Origin of the sequence: Dokdonia sp. (genome assembly GCF_039945015.1) — a bacterium.
GTDB lineage: Bacteria > Bacteroidota > Bacteroidia > Flavobacteriales > Flavobacteriaceae > Dokdonia.
Genome location: NZ_JBDUXP010000002.1, coordinates 29,612 through 47,352 on the forward strand (window position 1 = coordinate 29,612; position 17,741 = coordinate 47,352).

The following is a 17,741-nucleotide window of genomic DNA, read 5'->3' on the forward strand; positions in this document are numbered from 1 at the left end:
TGTTTATTTACAAATTATTAAATAGTTAAAAATTGTTTACAAAAAGAATCGTTCCTTGCTTAGATATTAAAAACGGTAGAACCGTTAAGGGAACAAATTTTATCAACTTAAGAGATGCAGGGGATCCTGTAGAGCTTGCAAAAGTCTATTCTGAAACAGGAGCAGATGAACTTGTGTTTCTGGATATATCTGCTACAGAAGAACGCAGAAAAACATTGTCAGACCTTGTATTACGAGTAGCATCACAAGTTAATATTCCATTTACAGTAGGAGGAGGTATCTCTTCGGTAGAAGATGTAGATATACTTCTTAAGAATGGAGCCGATAAAGTATCTATAAACTCAAGTGCAGTTAAGCGTCCAGAGCTCATTAATGAGTTGGTTGCAAAATTTGGCTCACAATGCATTGTTATTGCTATAGATGCAAAATATATAGATGGTTCTTGGATTGTCCATCTAGTGGGAGGAAAAGTGCCTACAACGCTTCATCTATTTGATTGGGCAAAAGAAGTAGAGCAACGTGGTGCAGGAGAAATTTTATTTACCTCTATGGATCATGATGGGACAAAAGATGGTTTTGCAAATGATGCCTTAGCGCGTCTATCTCAAGAATTAAATATTCCAATTATCGCTAGCGGTGGAGCAGGAAATAAACAACATTTTATAGATGTATTTACAAAAGGAAATGCAGATGCAGCTCTGGCTGCAAGTGTTTTTCATTTTGGAGACATACCAATACCAGAATTAAAAAAAGAATTACACGCGCAAGGAATTACTGTGCGTTTATAAACTAAAAAAAGAAGAAATTATGACAATCGATTTTTCAAAATTTTCAGATGGACTTGTTCCAGCAATAGTGCAAGATGCAAAGACTAAAAATGTCTTAATGCTAGGGTATATGAATGAAGATGCATATACTCAAACCTTAGACTCAAAACGAGTTACATTTTTTAGTAGAAGTAAAGACCGTATATGGGTCAAAGGAGAAGAGTCTAATAACTACTTAGATTTGATCGATATAAAGCTTGATTGTGATCAAGATAGCCTTTTAGTTTTGGTAGAACCTACGGGACCAGTATGTCATAAAGGAACAGATACTTGTTGGGGAGAGCGCAACCTTACTCAATATGGATTTTTCTCTCATTTGGAAGAAGTTATACGTGACCGTAAGGATAATCCAGAGCTTAATCCAGATTCGTATGTTGCTAGTTTATTTAAAAAGGGAATTAATAAAGTAGCTCAAAAAGTAGGAGAAGAAGCAGTAGAGGTGGTTATCGAAGCAAAAGACGATAATGATTTATCATTCTTAAATGAAAGCGCCGATTTATTATTCCATTTTATGGTATTACTAAGAGCAAAAGGTTTTGGATTACGTAGTGTTGAGAAAACATTAATAGCAAGACACAAATAAAATACTCAGATGTATACAGACTAACCTGAGTATTTTATTCTTAGTAAGCTAGTTGTATATATTAACTATGCTCAGGTATTGTCAGTGTTTTACGTTTAAGTAAATGCTCTTCAGAAGCTTGTAATTTTGAAGCAAGCTCTTCCTTTATTTTAGTAATAATGGGACCATTATCATATGCTAGATTATTGATTTCGTCAGGATCTTCCTTTAAATTGTATAATTCATACTCTGTAGGATAACTACCTAATGCGTGAAAATAATAGGCATATTTCCATTCTTTGGTTCTAATACAGCGTATTCTATTTGCTGCGAGTACCGCAGAAGGTACATCGGCAGAGCTAGCTTTGGTATCGTCAAACGTAAACATAATAGAATCTTGTACAGCAGTATTGTCTTCCATAATAGGAACAAGGTTTGTACCTTGTAAAGAACGAGCTGGATTTTTAATATTGACCAACGAAGCAATCGTAGGCATAATGTCTATTAATGAAGCTAGATTATCTGAAGATTTCAATATTGGTTTTATTGAATTCTCAGGGAATAAAATAGGATTTGAAATAACCATAGGTACTCTAAGTGTTTGCTCATAGACATTAAACGCCTTTTGACGCATACCACCATGTGCTAGACCCATTTCTCCATGATCAGACAATCGAATAACCAACGCTTCATCTGCAAGCTTTTTACCAGATGCTGAGGTTGCATATAACGCATCGATAAATTGACCTATCTGCGTATCAATTTTCTTGAGAGCATACCCATAGAAATTAATGTAATTTAATTTGTCATCTCTATCGGGTAATGCTCCTAATAATTTGTTGGCAGCTTTCACAATTTGGAATTGAGCCATAGGTTTCTTGTTTTTTAATAACTCTTCTTCGACCGATATAGGTAAGTGAATATCTCTAGAAGACCAATCTTTTTCTGAATACCCATAATCTACTCCATTAGGATATGCTAAGACATCATGAGGATTTACTAAAGAGATAACCAAACAAAAAGGAACTCGTTTTTGACCAGCTTCTCGTTCTTCTCGTACTCTTTTAAGAAACTCGATTCCTTGAGAGATGTATTTTTCATCGTGATTTGCAAACCCACCTCCAAAATTCTCAGGTTTTACATCTTCTCCAGCATCAGGAGCTACCCAACCTTGAAATCCTGTTAACGCAATTTGTGATGAGCTTAAATCATTTTCGGTATCCCCTTTATTAAGATGCCATTTACCTCTATATTGTGTATTATATCCTTCTTGTTGTAACATTCTTGCCATATTAAAAAGACTAGGATCTAGTGTGGTTTCTGCATCAGAATAACGACCACCCCAAGTAAGGGTTTGAGTAACTCCATGTTGTGCAGGGTACGTACCCGTAAATAATGTAGACCTACTTGGAGAACACATACAAGAATTACAAAAGGCACGATCAAAAGAAAAACCATTCTCTTTAAGGAATGTCATGGTCTTAAGGTTTTCAGATTCCCAATCAGGAGGGAAATTCTGGGTAGCACGTTCTTGATCTGTGATTATTAAAATTAAATCAGGTTGTTCGGGTAATACAGCGCGGCGTTTAGAAAAACTCATAGGTATATTTTATATGATTAAGTCATAAAAATACTATGGTATTATAAAGAATTATAGCGTATTAATACCTGATTATTAATTGTTTATGTGTAGAAAAACTACCACAATTCGAGAAGTCAAACTCGAATGTGGTAGTTATTGCATTCATGTATTTATGGAAGTTTTTCTTCTATAATCTCTAAGGTTTGTACAACCCAATCTTCATTAAAATCTAATAGTGTATCTGGTTGTATGCCCACCATTTCATACTCAATAAACTTATGGAAATTCATATCAGTAGGGTAGAAGGTGAAGTTTCCAGTCGGTGAATCATATCCAGTACCATAATTAAGACCATATGCTATGATTCCGTTAGTGCGTTGTCCAAGATGAGTGGTGTTTTTAAGTTTTTTAAGCTTTAATGTAAATTGCTCTCCATTACTTCCTGTAAAATAGTTTGTTATCACGTAGATATGAGCACCAGACTTCTTTAGTATTTTCAAAAAAGGGTCGCTATACTTAGCATTACCACCACCATTATTGCGAAGATCTACAATCATATTTGGAGCACTTATCGTGTCTTTATAACGATTATAAAATTCTTTAAATGCGGCTACATTACTTTTTCTATTTGAGAATGAACCAAAATATAAATATTGAGTGTTCTCAGAAAGCTGTTTAAATTCCCAATCTTTATTTTCAGAAGGTGCTTCTACATAGTTAGGACCTTCCAGTGGTTTTTGTAAACCCCATAACTTTCCATTATAAAATAACATTGATTTTTGAAACCATAATTTACGAGAATATGGATGGTATCGTAGTACTTGATATTCGTTTTCTGTTATTGCATTGATTTGATAAGCAATTTGCCCTGTACCCCAAAAATCTGAAGAAGATTCTAGTACAACTGCGATATATGCTCCTTTCTTAATTGTTTCATAAACTCCAATCTCTCCTACATGCTTGTCTATATAAATTCCTTCTATAGCATCAAAAGGGTTTTGTGATAATCTAGTACGTAATTTGTTAAGATCTTTAGACACTGTAGGGTGAGCTTTAAAAATAGCTGTTTGCTTAAAATTTGATCGATATATTGTATCTAGATACTGTTTGTCTGTTACCAGTGATTCTGTAGAAGTAATACTTGCGTGTTTGTCTTTTACTACACTAAGAAGCGTATTCAATTTAAAGAGACAAACTATTTTGGAAATGGGCGATTGCATTTCGTTTGATAGTGTGATGTATACTTCTTGGAATTCTTTTACTTTATCTCCTTTGATTTGTTTCTTGTAAGAGATCATCTTTTCCATGTTGCTAGCTAGAAAATCTAAATCTTTTTTACAATCACATAATTGAGGTGTTTGCGCTCCTGTTTGTCGTGCTATATTTTGCGCATTAGCGGCAGACAGGTTCGCGAAAGCAAATAAAAAAAAGAATAAAGTGGTTAAAATAGCAGTTAATTGCGTTTTCATAATTAAGATTTTTACGTTTGATTTCTGATTCAAAAGTATTTCTCAAATATCAGTGAGCCTATTATATATGAGGCTTTGGGGTGAAATGAAGCTATTTTGTGGTAGAATGTATAACCGTTTTTACGGTTGTGGCGTAGGTCTTAGATATTGGGATGAAAATATCGTTTGATAACGTAAGGCCTAACTTACCGTTATTGGTTTTCCAAGATTGGAAATGATAGGGATTAATTAAAAAAGAACGATGTGTACGTACAAGCTCTGGAAAACTAGTTTCTATAACCGATAGCTTATTACGAATTAATTGTTTTTTAAGAGTATTTACATCTAGAAAAGATACTTCTATATAATTATCTGATGATTGAATACAGATTATATCGTTAAATAGCAGTCGCAAACTTTCATAATTACCTTCTCCTTGTATTTCGATTTTTGAACCTTCAAGACGTTTGTTCTTATATTTCCCTAATGCCCATCTTCCAGCAAGCACTATCGGAAGAATCGTTAGTATTGCGGGAATAAAAATACGTAGTGTATAATATCCTAATGTATATGGATTACGCTCATTTGCCATAATTACATAGAGATAAAATGAACGCACAACGATAAACGAGAAAACGATAAATACACTATTAAAAAAGAGTTCATTTTTTAGAGACCATACCTTTGCTGTTTTCTTATATAAAAATTGCTGCAAGGGTAATATTGCGATATAACAAATAGCTCCTAAAAGTCCATATAATGGTAGATACGTGAGCTTTTGTTTATTATCAAACTCGTGTACATCTAGAGGTTCTGTAAAATAAAGGAATATAAAAATCCATATAGCAAGCGCAAATGCTACAATCAAATGATGTTTAATAGATGAATCAAAAGGGTAAGTTTTCAAAAGATGTTATGTTGAACATCTAAATATACTATTTCTTGCTTATTTGGTTGTCATTATTTTTCCGTGCGTTAAGTATTTTTCGGCTTTTAATTTATCCATTAAAATAGCGTAATCTTCTTTTTGTATACAATTTATAACGAGGACATTACTCTTTGTTTCTTGGTCATAAAACCCTATGATATAAGAATTATCTGTTGTAAGACCTTTAGGAAAATCTTTGAATTGTTGTTGTAATACAGTCAATATACGAGCGTGATCTTTATCTAATACGATTAATTTTGTTCTATTGCTTTCGCGAAAGCGTTCAAAAGAATCTTCAGAATCTATAGGACTAGAAAAATAGGCAGATCGCATTCTAAAACGCTCTCTTACCCCTGTAAAATAAGAATCTATGAGGGATTCATCTTCTGTCTGTGAGGAAATATTTAGATTATTCATTAAGATATCTAGATCTGTAATAGCTTTAGGAAACGCTTCTCCAAAAAGAACAATTGCTTGATCTATAAAATCCTGATCTATTGTTTTTTGAACATCCATATACTTCTTTACAAGCGGATACAGCTTTTTTCCAAACCCATTAATATATTTAAAACTATACCACTCTCTCGGGTCTAATTCTCCGTGAAGTTGTTCATATGCCCATCCATTACCCACAGCCGTAGCAAGTCCTTCATCAAAAAAATCATAGGCTAGTGGCGCATACGGATTGGTTGAGGTAGTAAACCATGTATCTATATCTTCCTGTAATGCTAAGGGTTGCGCATCAAAAAGAATATGATTCATCTCGTGTATGGCAATTCCTATAAGATCTTCTGCTTCTTTTTCTCGCTCGGATAAATAGGAACAGATGAGATTGTTTCCTTTTGGAATCGCTGTGGTTCCGCCACTTTTTAAAGGAATAGGATATAACATAATTCTAAAAGGAGTTGTTTTTGACCAACCACTTCCTAAGAATACATCTACTTTATTAAATAGAACTTCTATTTGTGGCGCATATGGTAGTAATGCCTGCTCCATATACGTTCTCTTATTTTCTGTAGGAACCCAAACTTGCTCTTTGTAATAGGGTAACGTGTTTCTTAAAATAGCGATGAGTTCTGTATGATCATTGGGTGGTAAGAAACCAATGGTACGCGTTGCAAAGTCGTCTATATCTGTAGCATTGGCACTTGCGATCCACAATAGATCCATTGTACTTGTAAATGGATGTCTTTTTTCTGGAAATTGCTCTCGATGCAAACTTGCCTGTACATCTATTTTTGAAAAACGTTCTGAGAGGGATTGAAACGCGGTATCACTTCCTAATTTAGTTGTTATGTACTGATTATAGGAAGGAGCTGTACCAGGTTGATTACTAGCGGCTGCTATAAAGGTTAATGTTCCTAAGATTTCGTTATGTTCTATTTCAATAAAATCGTTTTGTGCAAAAAGCGATAATTGAAAACATAGGAGGATGCATACAAGTTGTAGTGTTTTCATTGATTTGATGTTGATTGATATTACAAAAGACGAAAATAACAATGAAATGTTACGTCTTTAGAAAATTTTGAATACTACCACCAAACGATAAAACAGCGATCTATCGTCTTATCATCTTTTTTTATCCATACAATAGGCGCACGTTTCTGGAGGTGCTTTGCTTGAATTTCAGAGAGTGCTTCTTGGTAAGAAGTCCAGACAACATCATGATGCGGAGTGTGTATCCATTCTTTTTTTTGAGTGATGTAATATTGATATCCTTTAAACACTGAAGATTTAAAATTAGAAAGTTGTATCCAAAAACCAACAATACAATCTGTGTTTAATGGATCTATAACTGAAGGAGTTGCCTTATAGGGTATAAATAACTGACCTAAGAATAATACCTGCTGTTCAATTTGTAAAGGGTCTATCTCTAGTGATTGTAGTGTTTTTATACCTTCTTCTGTATAGAGTAATGGGAGTTGTTTCTGTTTTGTCTTTTCTAGTTTGGCAAAAAAAGCATCCTTTCTATTTGGTCCGATAAGTTGGTGAATAGGCTCTGAAATGCTAGGATCGATGATGTAAAATTTATAAGTAAGTTCTAGATGGAGTAGGTGTCCGCTTTCGCGAAAGCGTATCAAAAAATCTAACTCTCCTAAAGTATCATGTCCTCTTTTAATCTGAATATTATGTGCCAATACATCACAAGCTTCAGAATGATCTAATAACTGATACAAAATGTGCTCTACTTGATGTCCTAAACGTAAATTTTCGGGAATAGGTTGCAGCCGAAACGTATTAAGATTTATCTCAGGAATAACAAATTGTTTGAGTCCAAATTGTTCGTGTTTCCATAGAGGAGGAGAAGCTAAAAAACCATGTATATGTTTCACTATTTAAAAATACAAAAGGTCGCTTTAACAAAGCGACCTTTTACACGTTGATTTTATATACTATTTAAGATAGTAGTCCTTTACTGGCAGCTTTCTTACTATAAAGATATAGAAGGACTCCTATTAGAATCACGATTATAGGCATAACATATGCATCTACAGGTCCTAAAACATTCCCCCATTTCATAAAGAACATACCATATCCCATTTGGATAATAATACAGAGTAATGATATCAAGAATAAAGGAACAGCTAGTTTCTTACGCATTAACAGCATAATACAAGCAAGTACACCACCTATCGTCGCAATACCATATACAATTACTCCCCAAGAAGGAGCACTTTCCATAAGCTCTAATCGTTCTGGAGGTAAAGCTGCTTTAACTTCATCAGTCATCATGAAATTTTCTGCCATCCAGAAAAACACGCCAATTAAATTCCATAAAAGTCCAAGGATACCAATAATTTTGAGCCCTTTACCAGGATTGTTTGTTGTTGTCATTGTTAGTCAATTTTTGGTTGTTAGTACTAACAATGTACAAATTTTTGAGAATAATGATTATGTGTATCTATAACTTTACTTATTTACTATTGCCTTTATTTAATTAAATGGACCATTATAAATATTTGATTCTATAACACTTTCTATTCCATTTGGAATGTTTTCAAATAGATCATACCCAGTGAGATTTTCGATATCATTTACGGTAGTTCTAAACTGAGACCAATCACTTGAAATTCCTTGATCATTAGGAATATTAATCGCGATGACTTCTGTACTTGTTGTCACTCTATTTATATCATCTGACCCATTAGGAAGTATCAAAGCAACCTTCCAGAACGAGTCAGGTACTGTGATATTACCACCATCTATTGTAGATGCAAAACCATTTCTTCCAGTTCCTCCAGAGCCTATAACACCCGCGAGTATATATACTTCTTTTCCTTCGGTGATTAAAGACCTTAAGAAATTTTCAAAATTAGCCCAACTGCGCTGATTATTATCTGGTGCTTGTGGTGCAATGTTTGTCATATAAAATGTATTCTCATTGGCATCATCTGTATACGTTCTATCTGCCGATGGGCATAAATGACCTCTATCAAAACCAGAGTTTGTATAATCACTAGAAGTTGCTCTAAAGAAATTACTAGGTAATGCTGTATCTCTTTTAAAACAATTACATCTTGGAGCATTCCCTGTCCAAGCACTACTTAAATGCCAACTTACCCAATTTGCCGTTCCTTTACTATTGTTATAAGACAAGGCATAATCTGGTTTTGGGAGGTAATAGTTATTTGCACTAGATGTAGCGTTTGAGGGGTTTCCAAAGGCAATATTACTATCTCGTGTTGCAACTCCTTGATCACCACCTCCAGGTGTTGTAGTTGTTATTACTTCAAAATTATCTATGTTTATTCTATTAGACCCTCCGCTTGTTTTATAAACCCCGTATCGTATACTCCGTGTTTCATTTACAGTAAACGAAACTGTGTTTAAGCTTGTTGAGTTTGTAGTAACTGTATTTCCAACAAAAAACCAAGAACTTCCATTGTCAGTAGAAGCGATAAGTCGCCAGGTTGAGGTACCGTTATTGCCATATTTTGCATGCCTAATGCGTACTTCTTCAGCACCATTGTCTAGATTAAATTCCATTACTGCGTATCCAGAATTTCGAATACGTACAGATTTTGATCCAAATTTTCGGTCATTAGATAAAGTACCTATTAACGCATCACTCAGAAGCCAGATTCCTGAATCTGATAGGTTTACAGTTCCACTGGCATAACTTCCCTTAGATCCTGTTTCAAAAGTCTCCATAAAGCCATCTGCGCGACGTGTTGAGTGATTGTGCTCATGAGGTCCTTCGTTGTCATAATAGTGTGTTTCTATGCTGAGATCTTCTTCTATAGAAAGCGGGATGTTTAAAGTATCTTGTGTTTGATCAAAAACAAGTTGATCATCGTCTGTACTACATCCTATAAAAAAGAGCATAGCAATTAGAGACATGGTTACGGAATTCAGTCTTAGTGATTTCATAAAAAAATGTGTTTTTAGTTAGTTTTTTAGTGATAAATACTGTTTTTTTAATCCTTTAAAATTAGAGCGGTGTTGTTAACTAGTAATCACTCTAATGTTAGCAAACCATTATATACATCTATGTTTGATAAGCGTTTCTATTACTTACTTAAGATCCAGTATTTAGGATTTAGATACCATGGCTGGCAAAAACAACCTGATGTACTTACGGTAGAGCGTATGGTAGAGCGTACGTTTTCGTACGTTTTGGGGCATAAAAATTTTAAACTACTGGCTTCAGGACGTACGGATGCAAAAGTGTCTGCAAATGTGGCGTATGTAGAATTGTTTTTAAAAGATGCCCCGTTGCCAGATGATAATTTTTTAGAGCTCTTGAATTCGAATTTACCGCAAGACATTAGATGTCAAGGAATTACAAAAGTAGACAAAAAATTTAATGTCATGGATGCTCCAAAACAAAAGGAGTACATCTATCTCTTTTCTTATGGTGAAAAAAACCATCCTTTTGCTGCGCCATATATGGTAAATATCGCTGCAGCATTGGATATAGAACTCATGAAAGAAGCAGCTCAATTGTTTGTGGGAACGCATGATTTTAGAACCTATGCATATAAGCCAAATCCTGAGACAAAAACAATAAGCACATTAGTAACTAGTGAAGTCGTTACAAACGAGTTATATACAGCTAGTTTTTTTCCAGAGCAAAGCTTTATTTTCCGGGTATGCGGAAAAGGTTTTAAAAGACACCAAGTACGCTTAATGATGGGGGCTTTATTTGATCTTGGTCAAGGTAAAATCGATCTTGATTTCATAAAACAAACCTTAGTCCCTAACAATGGGATCAAATTAGAGCATATTGCACAACCTAGCGGATTGATGCTTCATGATGTGCGTATGTAAGGGTGTAAAATAGTATCTTTAGTACGTTAAAAAATGAGACTATGAATACGATACCAAAATCTTCCTTTGCCTTTTTAAAATCTCTTAAAAAGAACAATCATCGTGACTGGATGACAGAAAATAAAAAGGAGTATCAGACCAATGAGAAATCCTTGAAAGCTTTTTATGCAGATATACAAGCAGGACTTAATGTAGATGACGAAATAGCAAAGCTCAAGGTTTTCAGGATCAATAGGGATGTTCGTTTTAGTAAAGATAAAACGCCTTATAATGTACACCGTAGCGTTAGTTTTAGTAGGGCAGGAGCTCATCGTAGAGGAGGATATTATTTACGATTAGAACCAGGAGGGAATTCGGTAGTAGCAGGCGGTTTTTTTAATCCAGAACCTAAAGACTTACTGCGTATCCGTACAGAGATCCAAATGGATAGTAGTGAGATACGTTCTATTCTTTCTGAGCCCGCTTTCGCGAAAGCGTACGGAGGAAAATTTGATGCTTGGAATCCTGTGAAAACAGCTCCTAAAGGATTTAGTAAAGACGATCCAAACATAGATCTAATACGCCTTAAAAACTTTGTAGTGACACATAAATTTACAGATGAAGAAGTACATGCACCAGACTTTGGAAAGAAGGTACTCTATCATTTTGAACTCTTAAGACCGTTTTTTGATCTTATGAGTGATGTTCTCACCACCGACTTAAACGGGGTTTCATTACTAGACTAAACATTTTCAGTTGCTATAAAGTAAATACAACCGACCTCAAAAATGATTTGGATCGGTTGTATTTTCTTTTTTATGAGCGTTTTATGATTTTCTTTGTCATAATTGCACCCTCTTGAGTTTCTAAACGTAGTATATACAATCCATTATTTAGATTCTTAAGGGAAACCGTATTGTCACTTCCTTTATACACTTGTTTACCACTTAGGTCATATACTGTTATATTTTTTACCGTTTGTGAGATGTTTATAATATCTGTTGTTGGGTTTGGATACACTGCGACTAGTGGCTTATTTATATCTTGAATAGATAAAGTGCAATCTTCTATAATTTCTGTAGATGGTGGTACATTCTGGAAATTTTCTTCTGCAAATGCAATATTATCTACACATATAGAGGTGAGATTATTGTTGTTTTGAAAAAAATTAGCGCTAGTAGGGAAACTATACGAAGCTTCAAATACTGATATTTCACAAGTTCCATCTAGGTCAAGCAATTCGTTATTACCATTCTGTAAATTTACAGAGATCAGGTTCTCATTTTGGTTTACGGAAACAAAACAAAGCTGTGGATTCATTGAGAAATCTAATGTCGTTAGGTCAGTCATACCAATATCTATAGCACGAAGTGCACTCAAATTTGAAAGATCAATAGATGCTAGTGGATTTCCAGCTATAAAGAGAATTTTAAGTTGTGTATTTTGAGAAAGATCTACAGATTGAAGATTTGTATAGCTTATATCCAGTATTTCTAGATTCGTATTATTTTGTAAATTAATAGATGTTAGTCCCGAACCTCTTAAATCTAGTGCTTCCAAAAGTAGATTATTAGAAACATCGATTTCATTTATCTCTGTGATATTCATAGATAACTGTATAAGTTCTGTAAGTCCAGAAACATCAATTGTACTAAGCAATGTATTAGTAAGAGAGAGGACTTCTAGATTATTGTTTGCAGTAAGATCTAACTCTTGAATTAAGGTTCCGTCTAGATCGAGCCTTCTTAAATTGGAATTAAAAGATAAGTCTATCTCTTGAATTTGGGTTTGACCAAGTCTTACTATTTCTAAATCAGGAAGAAAAGAGAGGTCAATATCGGTAATGGGGTTTACGTCAATAGCAAGAATTTTGAGCTTTGTGTTTTGTGATAAATCTACTGTAGTAATCTCATTGTTGCCTAGACTGAGCACTTCAAGATTTATAAAAGCTTCTATTCCTGTGATGTCAGTGACATTATTCAATATGGCATTAATATTTGGTACAAGTTCTGCTTCAGAGGTTTGAATCTCTCCGTCTCCATTAGTATCAATAGGTAGAAAGTTGTCAAGTAATGCCGCTTTAAAATTTTCGTCAGGAATATTGACTATTTGCGCAAAGGTCGATAGTGAAAATAGTATGATGATACTCGTAAATAATATTTTTTTCATGAGAATGGTTTTTATAAGTGTTATACTATATAAAGTCTATAATTTTTTAAAAGGTTGCGTAGAAGTTGTCTTTATAGCATTTATGGTTAGCGCTCAAAGAGAAATGGATAGAAGCTTTTTAGTTAATGAACTATTTGATTTTCAGGTGCGTATTGTAGGGTGTGAAGAGTTATTGCTGAGTTCGCTTTCAAGGAGTATAACGACGTAGAAGTTTATGCTGAGCCCGCTTTCGCGAAAGCGTACGGAGGAAAATTTGATGCTTGGAACTCTGTAAAAACAGCTCCTAAAGGATTTAATAAAGACGATCCAAACATAAATCTAATACGTCTTAAAAACTTTGTAGTGACACATAAATTTACAGATGAAGAAGTACATGCACCAGACTTTGGAAAGAAGGTACTCTATCATTTTGAACTCTTAAGACCGTTTTTTGATCTTATGAGTGATGTCTTCATCACCGACTTAAACGGAGTTTCACTACTTGATGATTAACAGAAACTACTTATTCTTCTTCTTTTGTTGCCGTCTCGCAATAAAGTAAACCACAATAAGTAATATAGGCAACGCTATAAAAACCAACACTTCAATAGGAGAAGATGGGTCTATAGGCGAATTGTTTCTTGTTTCTGGAACTTGCATTAACTAGCTTTTGTTAGTGCTATTGGTCGTTCAAATAGCTGAATATTACTAAGAAGTCGCTCTTTTACAATATTCATCATTCGTTTATTTAATGCTGACGAATTTTGAATATAAATAAGATACTCCTCCACAGTACATTGACCTATAATCATCCCTTTTAAACTATTTCGGAACTTTGTATCCTTATGAATCGCATTTTCTATATAATCTGTGCGTTTTTCTAGAGATAGATCATAAAATACATTCTTATGTTTTGTTATATAATTACGAAAAACTTCAATAAATAATGGGCTTTGTAGTTTTACAATAGGGCGTATAGTCGCGTTTTGAAAACGCTCCTCACTACTCATTTGATCATGTATTCTAGCCGATGGAATTTCTGGACGAATGCGTTTAATGTCATTGGGTCTGTCATTCATAATTTTCAGTTTTATTAAATGTACAACGAGTCGAACAGCATTTATAGGATGACAGAAAATACTTCTTAACCAGTTATCAACGTATAAATTCCTTGTGATACACAAGGAATTTATTAATGTATATTGATCTTCGAATAAGATATTATGTAGTCTAAACTATAGGGTATGTGGATATTATCTAGTGTATGATGTGATGATTTTTGTGGTTTTTGAATTCGGCTATATCACCTTTGCAGATGCTTACTCATAAAACACAGTCATTTCATCTAATCCTTTTCTTTTCAAATCGGGAACATAGGTAGGTAATTTTGGATACCCAACGGGGAGTAACAAAAAAGCTCTTTCGTTACTAGGTCTATTAAGTGTCTTTGCGAGAAAATTCATAGGACTTGGCGTGTGTGTTAATGTCACTAGTCCAGCATTATGAATGGCAGAAATAAGCATACCACAGGCAATTCCAATAGATTCGTTTACATAGTAATTATTATATTTTTCTTTATTTTCTCCAAATTCATAGACTTTCTTAAAAGCGATGATAAGCCAAGGTGCTGTCTCTAAAAACGGTTTATGCATATCTGTTGCTAGAGGAGCAAGGTCTTCCTTCCAACGCTCACTCATCCTGTTTTCATAACTCTCTTTTTCTTCTATCTCTGCTTCTTTACGAATTTTAGTTTTTAATATTGGGTTTGATATCGCACAAAAAGTCCAAGGCTGTTTATGCGCTCCAGAAGGAGCTGTAGAAGCACTTTTTATTAAGTTTTCAATGACCTGTTTTGGTACTGGCGTATCAGAAAAATCTCTTACAGATCTTCTTGTGTCTAACCAACTATAAAACGATTGGCTTTTTTCAACCAACTTGTCTTCAGGAATATGTTCAGGTTGGTATGCAATATGCTTATATCCATTGATAATAATATGGGTAGGTGATTCCATAGAAATATTCTAATTTTTTAAAATGAAATGGGATTCGTTTTATGATGTAACTTGCTGAATTATAGATTGAAATGCATTTTTAAAAGCATTAGTCTTTAAGTGCATTAGTTTTTACTAAAGTTAGGAGAGAAAGAAGAGATAGCCAAATATTACCTGCTTTTAATATTTATAATTTTATAATGGTTTAAAAATGTAGTGTTACTAAGTACGCTTTCGCGAAAGCAAAAAAATATTTCTCAAACGAAAAAGGAGTGAAGTATGTTGATTATTCAGGCCAAGGACCTACCGCAGTAATTTTGGAAAAAGAAGTTCCATCATAATGATAGAGCCCAGTCCAGCCACCAAACCAAAGCCTTCCTTGGTTATCCTGATAAATACATTGTATGGCATTTGTAGTGAGGCCCTCTTCTTTTTGGAAGTTGGTAAAAGATTGTCCATCGTACCGATAGACTCCATAATTTTCAACAGGAAACCAGATGTTGTCTGATGCATCTTTATATAAACTCCATACTTCAGTGCCTAGAACTCCTTCCTGTGGCGTGAAATGAGTAAATGAGGTTCCGTCGTAACGACAAACACCATTATGATGTGTTGCAAACCAGATATTTCCGTCTGCATCTTCTAAAATATCATTTACACTATTACCACACATACCATCCTTCTCAGAAAGATTGGATAAAGAGGTTCCATCATAGATATAAGCGCCTCCATTAACGCCAAACCACATGTTTCCTTTATTATCTTGCATAATAACGTGTACAATCCTTGCACTAGTAACTCCTCTAGTATAATCTGGTTTTGTGTCTGGAATAGAAAAAGGAGTAAAGACTTCTCCATCAAACTGACTTATCCCTTGATAGGTTCCTATCCATAAGAGCCCGTCACGGTCTACCATAATGCTCCAAATATCATTATGAATGAGTCCGTCTTTCTCGGTAAAATTTGTAAATGTGGTACCATCGTATTTTGTTAACCCGCTATTTGTCCCAAACCAAACGTTTCCTTTTTTATCGGCTACCATTCCTCTTACGGCAACACCTCCAAAACCTTCATTAATAGAAAAATATTCTAAGACTTCTCCATTATAACGTGCGACTCCATCTCCATTTGTTCCAAACCATAAATGGCCTCTTTTATCTTGAAAAATCCTGCGTACAAAATCACTTATTGGAGGAGGAGCAAGCAATGTATTCTCATAGGGTGGAGTAATAGGTTGGTTTTCTTTTGGTGTTATTGTATCGCTAGGAATTTCGGTAGATTGAACAGGATTGTCTTGTGAAGTTTTTGTTCCGTCTTGTCCATTACAAGAAGTTATTAAGACAAAAGACAGAAATAAATATAAGAGTTGAGAGGATACTATAGACTTATTCATACGTATGATTCTTTACTAACAAAGATAGGATGAACTATTTTCTATACGCTTTACCAAGTGTCAAAAAAGTGTCAAAGTTGCGTCAAAAAGCCTTAAATAGGTTAAAAAATGCATTTTTATGTACAATCCATTTTTCGAAGAGCTATAATTTGATTAATTCCCATGGACAATACAATTACACCTATGACTCCAATGATTATGTTACCTATTTGTGTAATGTCAAAAGGATTAAATAGTAGTAGATAAAGGCTTCCTAATACCCAAAGAAAATCTTGAATACTAATCCATAAAATGGCTGACCTTCGTTGTTTCTTGGTTTCATACCATATAGTACCAGCAAAATACAATAATACAATTCCAATAATCCAAAAAACACTATTGTTTTGGACTCCAAACAAATTTGCAATTTGGGTATGTAATATAATCATGATGATACCAGAAATACTAGAGAATATAGTATTAACGATCAATGCTTTTTTTAATGTTTCCATATTTAAGAACTTTATTTTTGGTGAAGTTCTTTAAATAAGGCGTGAAGTCTCTTGACAAATGTTAAGTAATTGATTTGATAGTGTTTTTTCGTAATCTACTTAGGGATTCTGGTGTGATTCCTAACATAGATGCTATATATTGTAGAGGAACATTCTGAAAAAGTGTTGGCTCTTCAGCTAGTAAAGCGTGAAACCTCTCTTTTGCTGTAGTATGGAGCTGCGAAAACATTTTTTTTTCTAATAGTGCAAATGAATTTGCGAGTAAAATATTATCAAATTCTAACCATTTTGGTTCTTCTTTATTGAGTTTAAAATGTTGGTCTCTATGTATCGTATATAATTTACAATCTGTGATTGCTTGTATATTCCACATATTACTTGTTTGAAATACAAAACTTGATAATGAGGTAATAAATCTGCCTTCACTACCAATCCATAATGTGACTTCTTTTCCATCTACAAGATCATACATTCGCATAAATCCAGATTCTATAAATGCCATTTGACGACAAATTTTTCCAGATTCAAGAAAGAACTGTCCTTTTGTTAATTCTAAAGGTTCAAAAACAGATAAGATAGTATCCATTGATTTTTTTTCAATTGTTACTTGACTTAAAATACACTGTTTTAGTTTTTCCATTTGTTATATATAGATTATTTATTTTTAATTCCTGACACCCACTTTCTTATGTTTTTAAAGAACTCTTTTTCATTTGTAGTAATATTAATAAATACATCCTTATACATCTTAACTCGAATTTTTTGATTTTTTGTATTTAAAAAAACATACTCAGTTAGGCAGGTATCTTCTTTGCTTTTTGGTAATATATTTATATATATAAACCCTAGTTCTTTTTTAGGCTGAGCATAGATTTCTTTTAAGTGATTTACAATGACATTGAAAATTATTTTTTGATGATCTTCAAAATAATGAATGGCATTTATTTGTAACGCATCCATGCTATGGAGGAAACTTAAACTAATATGATTGGCGTATATATTGCAATATCCATTGGTTTCCTGAGAGACATCAACAATTCTGTTATTTATATCAACACTTCTAAAACCGTTTAAAGAAGGAACAAAAATGTAATCGTCGTAATCTCGTGTTTGCATATAGA

The 17,741-nt window shown here is 33.9% G+C and carries 19 protein-coding genes; 5 read left to right on the forward strand and 14 right to left on the reverse strand.

The window, feature by feature from the left end; all coding sequences use genetic code 11:
- Nucleotides 1–32: 32 nt before the first annotated feature.
- Nucleotides 33–788 (forward strand): imidazole glycerol phosphate synthase subunit HisF, encoded by a 756-nt coding sequence (gene hisF, locus ABJD27_RS00220; RefSeq protein WP_348172845.1) that lies wholly within the window; start codon nucleotides 33–35, stop codon nucleotides 786–788.
- 16 nt (nucleotides 789–804) lie between these two features.
- A complete protein-coding gene (hisIE, locus tag ABJD27_RS00225; protein ID WP_348172874.1) occupies nucleotides 805–1,410 on the forward strand; it encodes a bifunctional phosphoribosyl-AMP cyclohydrolase/phosphoribosyl-ATP diphosphatase HisIE in 606 nt (201 codons plus the stop codon).
- 61 nt (nucleotides 1,411–1,471) lie between these two features.
- Here hisIE and ABJD27_RS00230 read toward each other — a convergent pair whose 3' ends face one another.
- The 7 genes from ABJD27_RS00230 to ABJD27_RS00260 all read right to left on the reverse strand — a co-directional run bounded on the left by ABJD27_RS00230 (nucleotide 1,472) and on the right by ABJD27_RS00260 (nucleotide 9,718).
- Entirely contained in the window at nucleotides 1,472–2,989 is a 1,518-nt protein-coding gene (locus ABJD27_RS00230) for a sulfatase-like hydrolase/transferase (RefSeq protein WP_348172848.1), read from the reverse strand.
- A gap of 152 nt (nucleotides 2,990–3,141) precedes the next feature.
- Entirely contained in the window at nucleotides 3,142–4,440 is a 1,299-nt protein-coding gene (locus ABJD27_RS00235; protein WP_348172851.1) for a hypothetical protein, read from the reverse strand.
- Nucleotides 4,441–4,531: 91 nt separating this feature from the next.
- Complete coding sequence (locus tag ABJD27_RS00240) at nucleotides 4,532–5,326, reverse strand: LytTR family DNA-binding domain-containing protein (protein WP_348172854.1); 795 nt, start codon at nucleotides 5,324–5,326, stop codon at nucleotides 4,532–4,534.
- 39 nt (nucleotides 5,327–5,365) lie between these two features.
- The gene (locus ABJD27_RS00245) at nucleotides 5,366–6,805 is read right to left on the reverse strand and encodes a hypothetical protein (protein ID WP_348172857.1); all 1,440 of its coding nucleotides are present in this window, start codon (nucleotides 6,803–6,805) and stop codon (nucleotides 5,366–5,368) included.
- 74 nt (nucleotides 6,806–6,879) lie between these two features.
- Nucleotides 6,880–7,680: a DUF1853 family protein gene (locus ABJD27_RS00250; protein ID WP_348172860.1), complete on the reverse strand. Its 801-nt coding sequence runs from the start codon at nucleotides 7,678–7,680 to the stop codon at nucleotides 6,880–6,882.
- 64 nt (nucleotides 7,681–7,744) lie between these two features.
- Nucleotides 7,745–8,182, reverse strand: a complete 438-nt coding sequence (locus ABJD27_RS00255) for a hypothetical protein (RefSeq protein ID WP_348172863.1) — start codon at nucleotides 8,180–8,182, stop codon at nucleotides 7,745–7,747.
- 99 nt (nucleotides 8,183–8,281) lie between these two features.
- Nucleotides 8,282–9,718 (reverse strand): DNA/RNA non-specific endonuclease, encoded by a 1,437-nt coding sequence (locus tag ABJD27_RS00260; RefSeq protein ID WP_348172865.1) that lies wholly within the window; start codon nucleotides 9,716–9,718, stop codon nucleotides 8,282–8,284.
- 120 nt (nucleotides 9,719–9,838) lie between these two features.
- Between ABJD27_RS00260 and truA the strand changes: the two genes are divergently transcribed.
- Complete coding sequence (gene truA, locus ABJD27_RS00265) at nucleotides 9,839–10,618, forward strand: tRNA pseudouridine(38-40) synthase TruA (RefSeq protein WP_348172868.1); 780 nt, start codon at nucleotides 9,839–9,841, stop codon at nucleotides 10,616–10,618.
- Nucleotides 10,619–10,659: 41 nt separating this feature from the next.
- A complete protein-coding gene (locus tag ABJD27_RS00270) occupies nucleotides 10,660–11,343 on the forward strand; it encodes a DUF2461 domain-containing protein (RefSeq protein WP_348201986.1) in 684 nt (227 codons plus the stop codon).
- Nucleotides 11,344–11,413: 70 nt separating this feature from the next.
- On the opposite strand, the gene ABJD27_RS00275 is transcribed toward ABJD27_RS00270, so the two are convergent.
- Nucleotides 11,414–12,766, reverse strand: a complete 1,353-nt coding sequence (locus tag ABJD27_RS00275; RefSeq protein ID WP_348169979.1) for a leucine-rich repeat domain-containing protein — start codon at nucleotides 12,764–12,766, stop codon at nucleotides 11,414–11,416.
- 171 nt (nucleotides 12,767–12,937) lie between these two features.
- On the opposite strand from ABJD27_RS00275, the gene ABJD27_RS00280 reads away from it, so the two are divergent.
- Complete coding sequence (locus ABJD27_RS00280; RefSeq protein ID WP_348169988.1) at nucleotides 12,938–13,258, forward strand: DUF2461 family protein; 321 nt, start codon at nucleotides 12,938–12,940, stop codon at nucleotides 13,256–13,258.
- 146 nt (nucleotides 13,259–13,404) lie between these two features.
- On the opposite strand, the gene ABJD27_RS00285 is transcribed toward ABJD27_RS00280, so the two are convergent.
- The 6 genes from ABJD27_RS00285 to ABJD27_RS00310 all read right to left on the reverse strand — a co-directional run bounded on the left by ABJD27_RS00285 (nucleotide 13,405) and on the right by ABJD27_RS00310 (nucleotide 17,736).
- Complete coding sequence (locus ABJD27_RS00285) at nucleotides 13,405–13,824, reverse strand: glyoxalase (RefSeq protein WP_348169977.1); 420 nt, start codon at nucleotides 13,822–13,824, stop codon at nucleotides 13,405–13,407.
- Between the two features lie 240 nt (nucleotides 13,825–14,064).
- Entirely contained in the window at nucleotides 14,065–14,757 is a 693-nt protein-coding gene (locus ABJD27_RS00290; RefSeq protein WP_348169975.1) for a nitroreductase family protein, read from the reverse strand.
- A gap of 265 nt (nucleotides 14,758–15,022) precedes the next feature.
- Entirely contained in the window at nucleotides 15,023–16,129 is a 1,107-nt protein-coding gene (locus ABJD27_RS00295; RefSeq protein WP_348169972.1) for a two-component regulator propeller domain-containing protein, read from the reverse strand.
- Between the two features lie 116 nt (nucleotides 16,130–16,245).
- The gene (locus ABJD27_RS00300) at nucleotides 16,246–16,620 is read right to left on the reverse strand and encodes a hypothetical protein (RefSeq protein ID WP_348169969.1); all 375 of its coding nucleotides are present in this window, start codon (nucleotides 16,618–16,620) and stop codon (nucleotides 16,246–16,248) included.
- A gap of 61 nt (nucleotides 16,621–16,681) precedes the next feature.
- A complete protein-coding gene (locus ABJD27_RS00305; protein WP_348169966.1) occupies nucleotides 16,682–17,260 on the reverse strand; it encodes a Crp/Fnr family transcriptional regulator in 579 nt (192 codons plus the stop codon).
- 14 nt (nucleotides 17,261–17,274) lie between these two features.
- Complete coding sequence (locus tag ABJD27_RS00310) at nucleotides 17,275–17,736, reverse strand: hypothetical protein (RefSeq protein ID WP_348169963.1); 462 nt, start codon at nucleotides 17,734–17,736, stop codon at nucleotides 17,275–17,277.
- Nucleotides 17,737–17,741: the final 5 nt, after the last annotated feature.

Excerpts from the sequence above, each read along its gene's own strand:
- ABJD27_RS00230 (WP_348172848.1), bottom strand. The coding sequence starts at position 2,989 with ATGAGTTTTTCTAAACGCCGCGCTGTATTACCCGAACAACCTGATTTA.
- ABJD27_RS00235 (WP_348172851.1), bottom strand. The coding sequence starts at position 4,440 with ATGAAAACGCAATTAACTGCTATTTTAACCACTTTATTCTTTTTTTTA.
- ABJD27_RS00245 (WP_348172857.1), bottom strand. The coding sequence starts at position 6,805 with ATGAAAACACTACAACTTGTATGCATCCTCCTATGTTTTCAATTATCG.
- ABJD27_RS00255 (WP_348172863.1), bottom strand. The coding sequence starts at position 8,182 with ATGACAACAACAAACAATCCTGGTAAAGGGCTCAAAATTATTGGTATC.
- ABJD27_RS00260 (WP_348172865.1), bottom strand. The coding sequence starts at position 9,718 with ATGAAATCACTAAGACTGAATTCCGTAACCATGTCTCTAATTGCTATG.
- truA (WP_348172868.1), top strand. The coding sequence starts at position 9,839 with ATGTTTGATAAGCGTTTCTATTACTTACTTAAGATCCAGTATTTAGGA.
- ABJD27_RS00270 (WP_348201986.1), top strand. The coding sequence starts at position 10,660 with ATGAATACGATACCAAAATCTTCCTTTGCCTTTTTAAAATCTCTTAAA.
- ABJD27_RS00275 (WP_348169979.1), bottom strand. The coding sequence starts at position 12,766 with ATGAAAAAAATATTATTTACGAGTATCATCATACTATTTTCACTATCG.
- ABJD27_RS00285 (WP_348169977.1), bottom strand. The coding sequence starts at position 13,824 with ATGAATGACAGACCCAATGACATTAAACGCATTCGTCCAGAAATTCCA.
- ABJD27_RS00290 (WP_348169975.1), bottom strand. The coding sequence starts at position 14,757 with ATGGAATCACCTACCCATATTATTATCAATGGATATAAGCATATTGCA.
- ABJD27_RS00295 (WP_348169972.1), bottom strand. The coding sequence starts at position 16,129 with ATGAATAAGTCTATAGTATCCTCTCAACTCTTATATTTATTTCTGTCT.
- ABJD27_RS00300 (WP_348169969.1), bottom strand. The coding sequence starts at position 16,620 with ATGGAAACATTAAAAAAAGCATTGATCGTTAATACTATATTCTCTAGT.
- ABJD27_RS00305 (WP_348169966.1), bottom strand. The coding sequence starts at position 17,260 with ATGGAAAAACTAAAACAGTGTATTTTAAGTCAAGTAACAATTGAAAAA.
- ABJD27_RS00310 (WP_348169963.1), bottom strand. The coding sequence starts at position 17,736 with ATGCAAACACGAGATTACGACGATTACATTTTTGTTCCTTCTTTAAAC.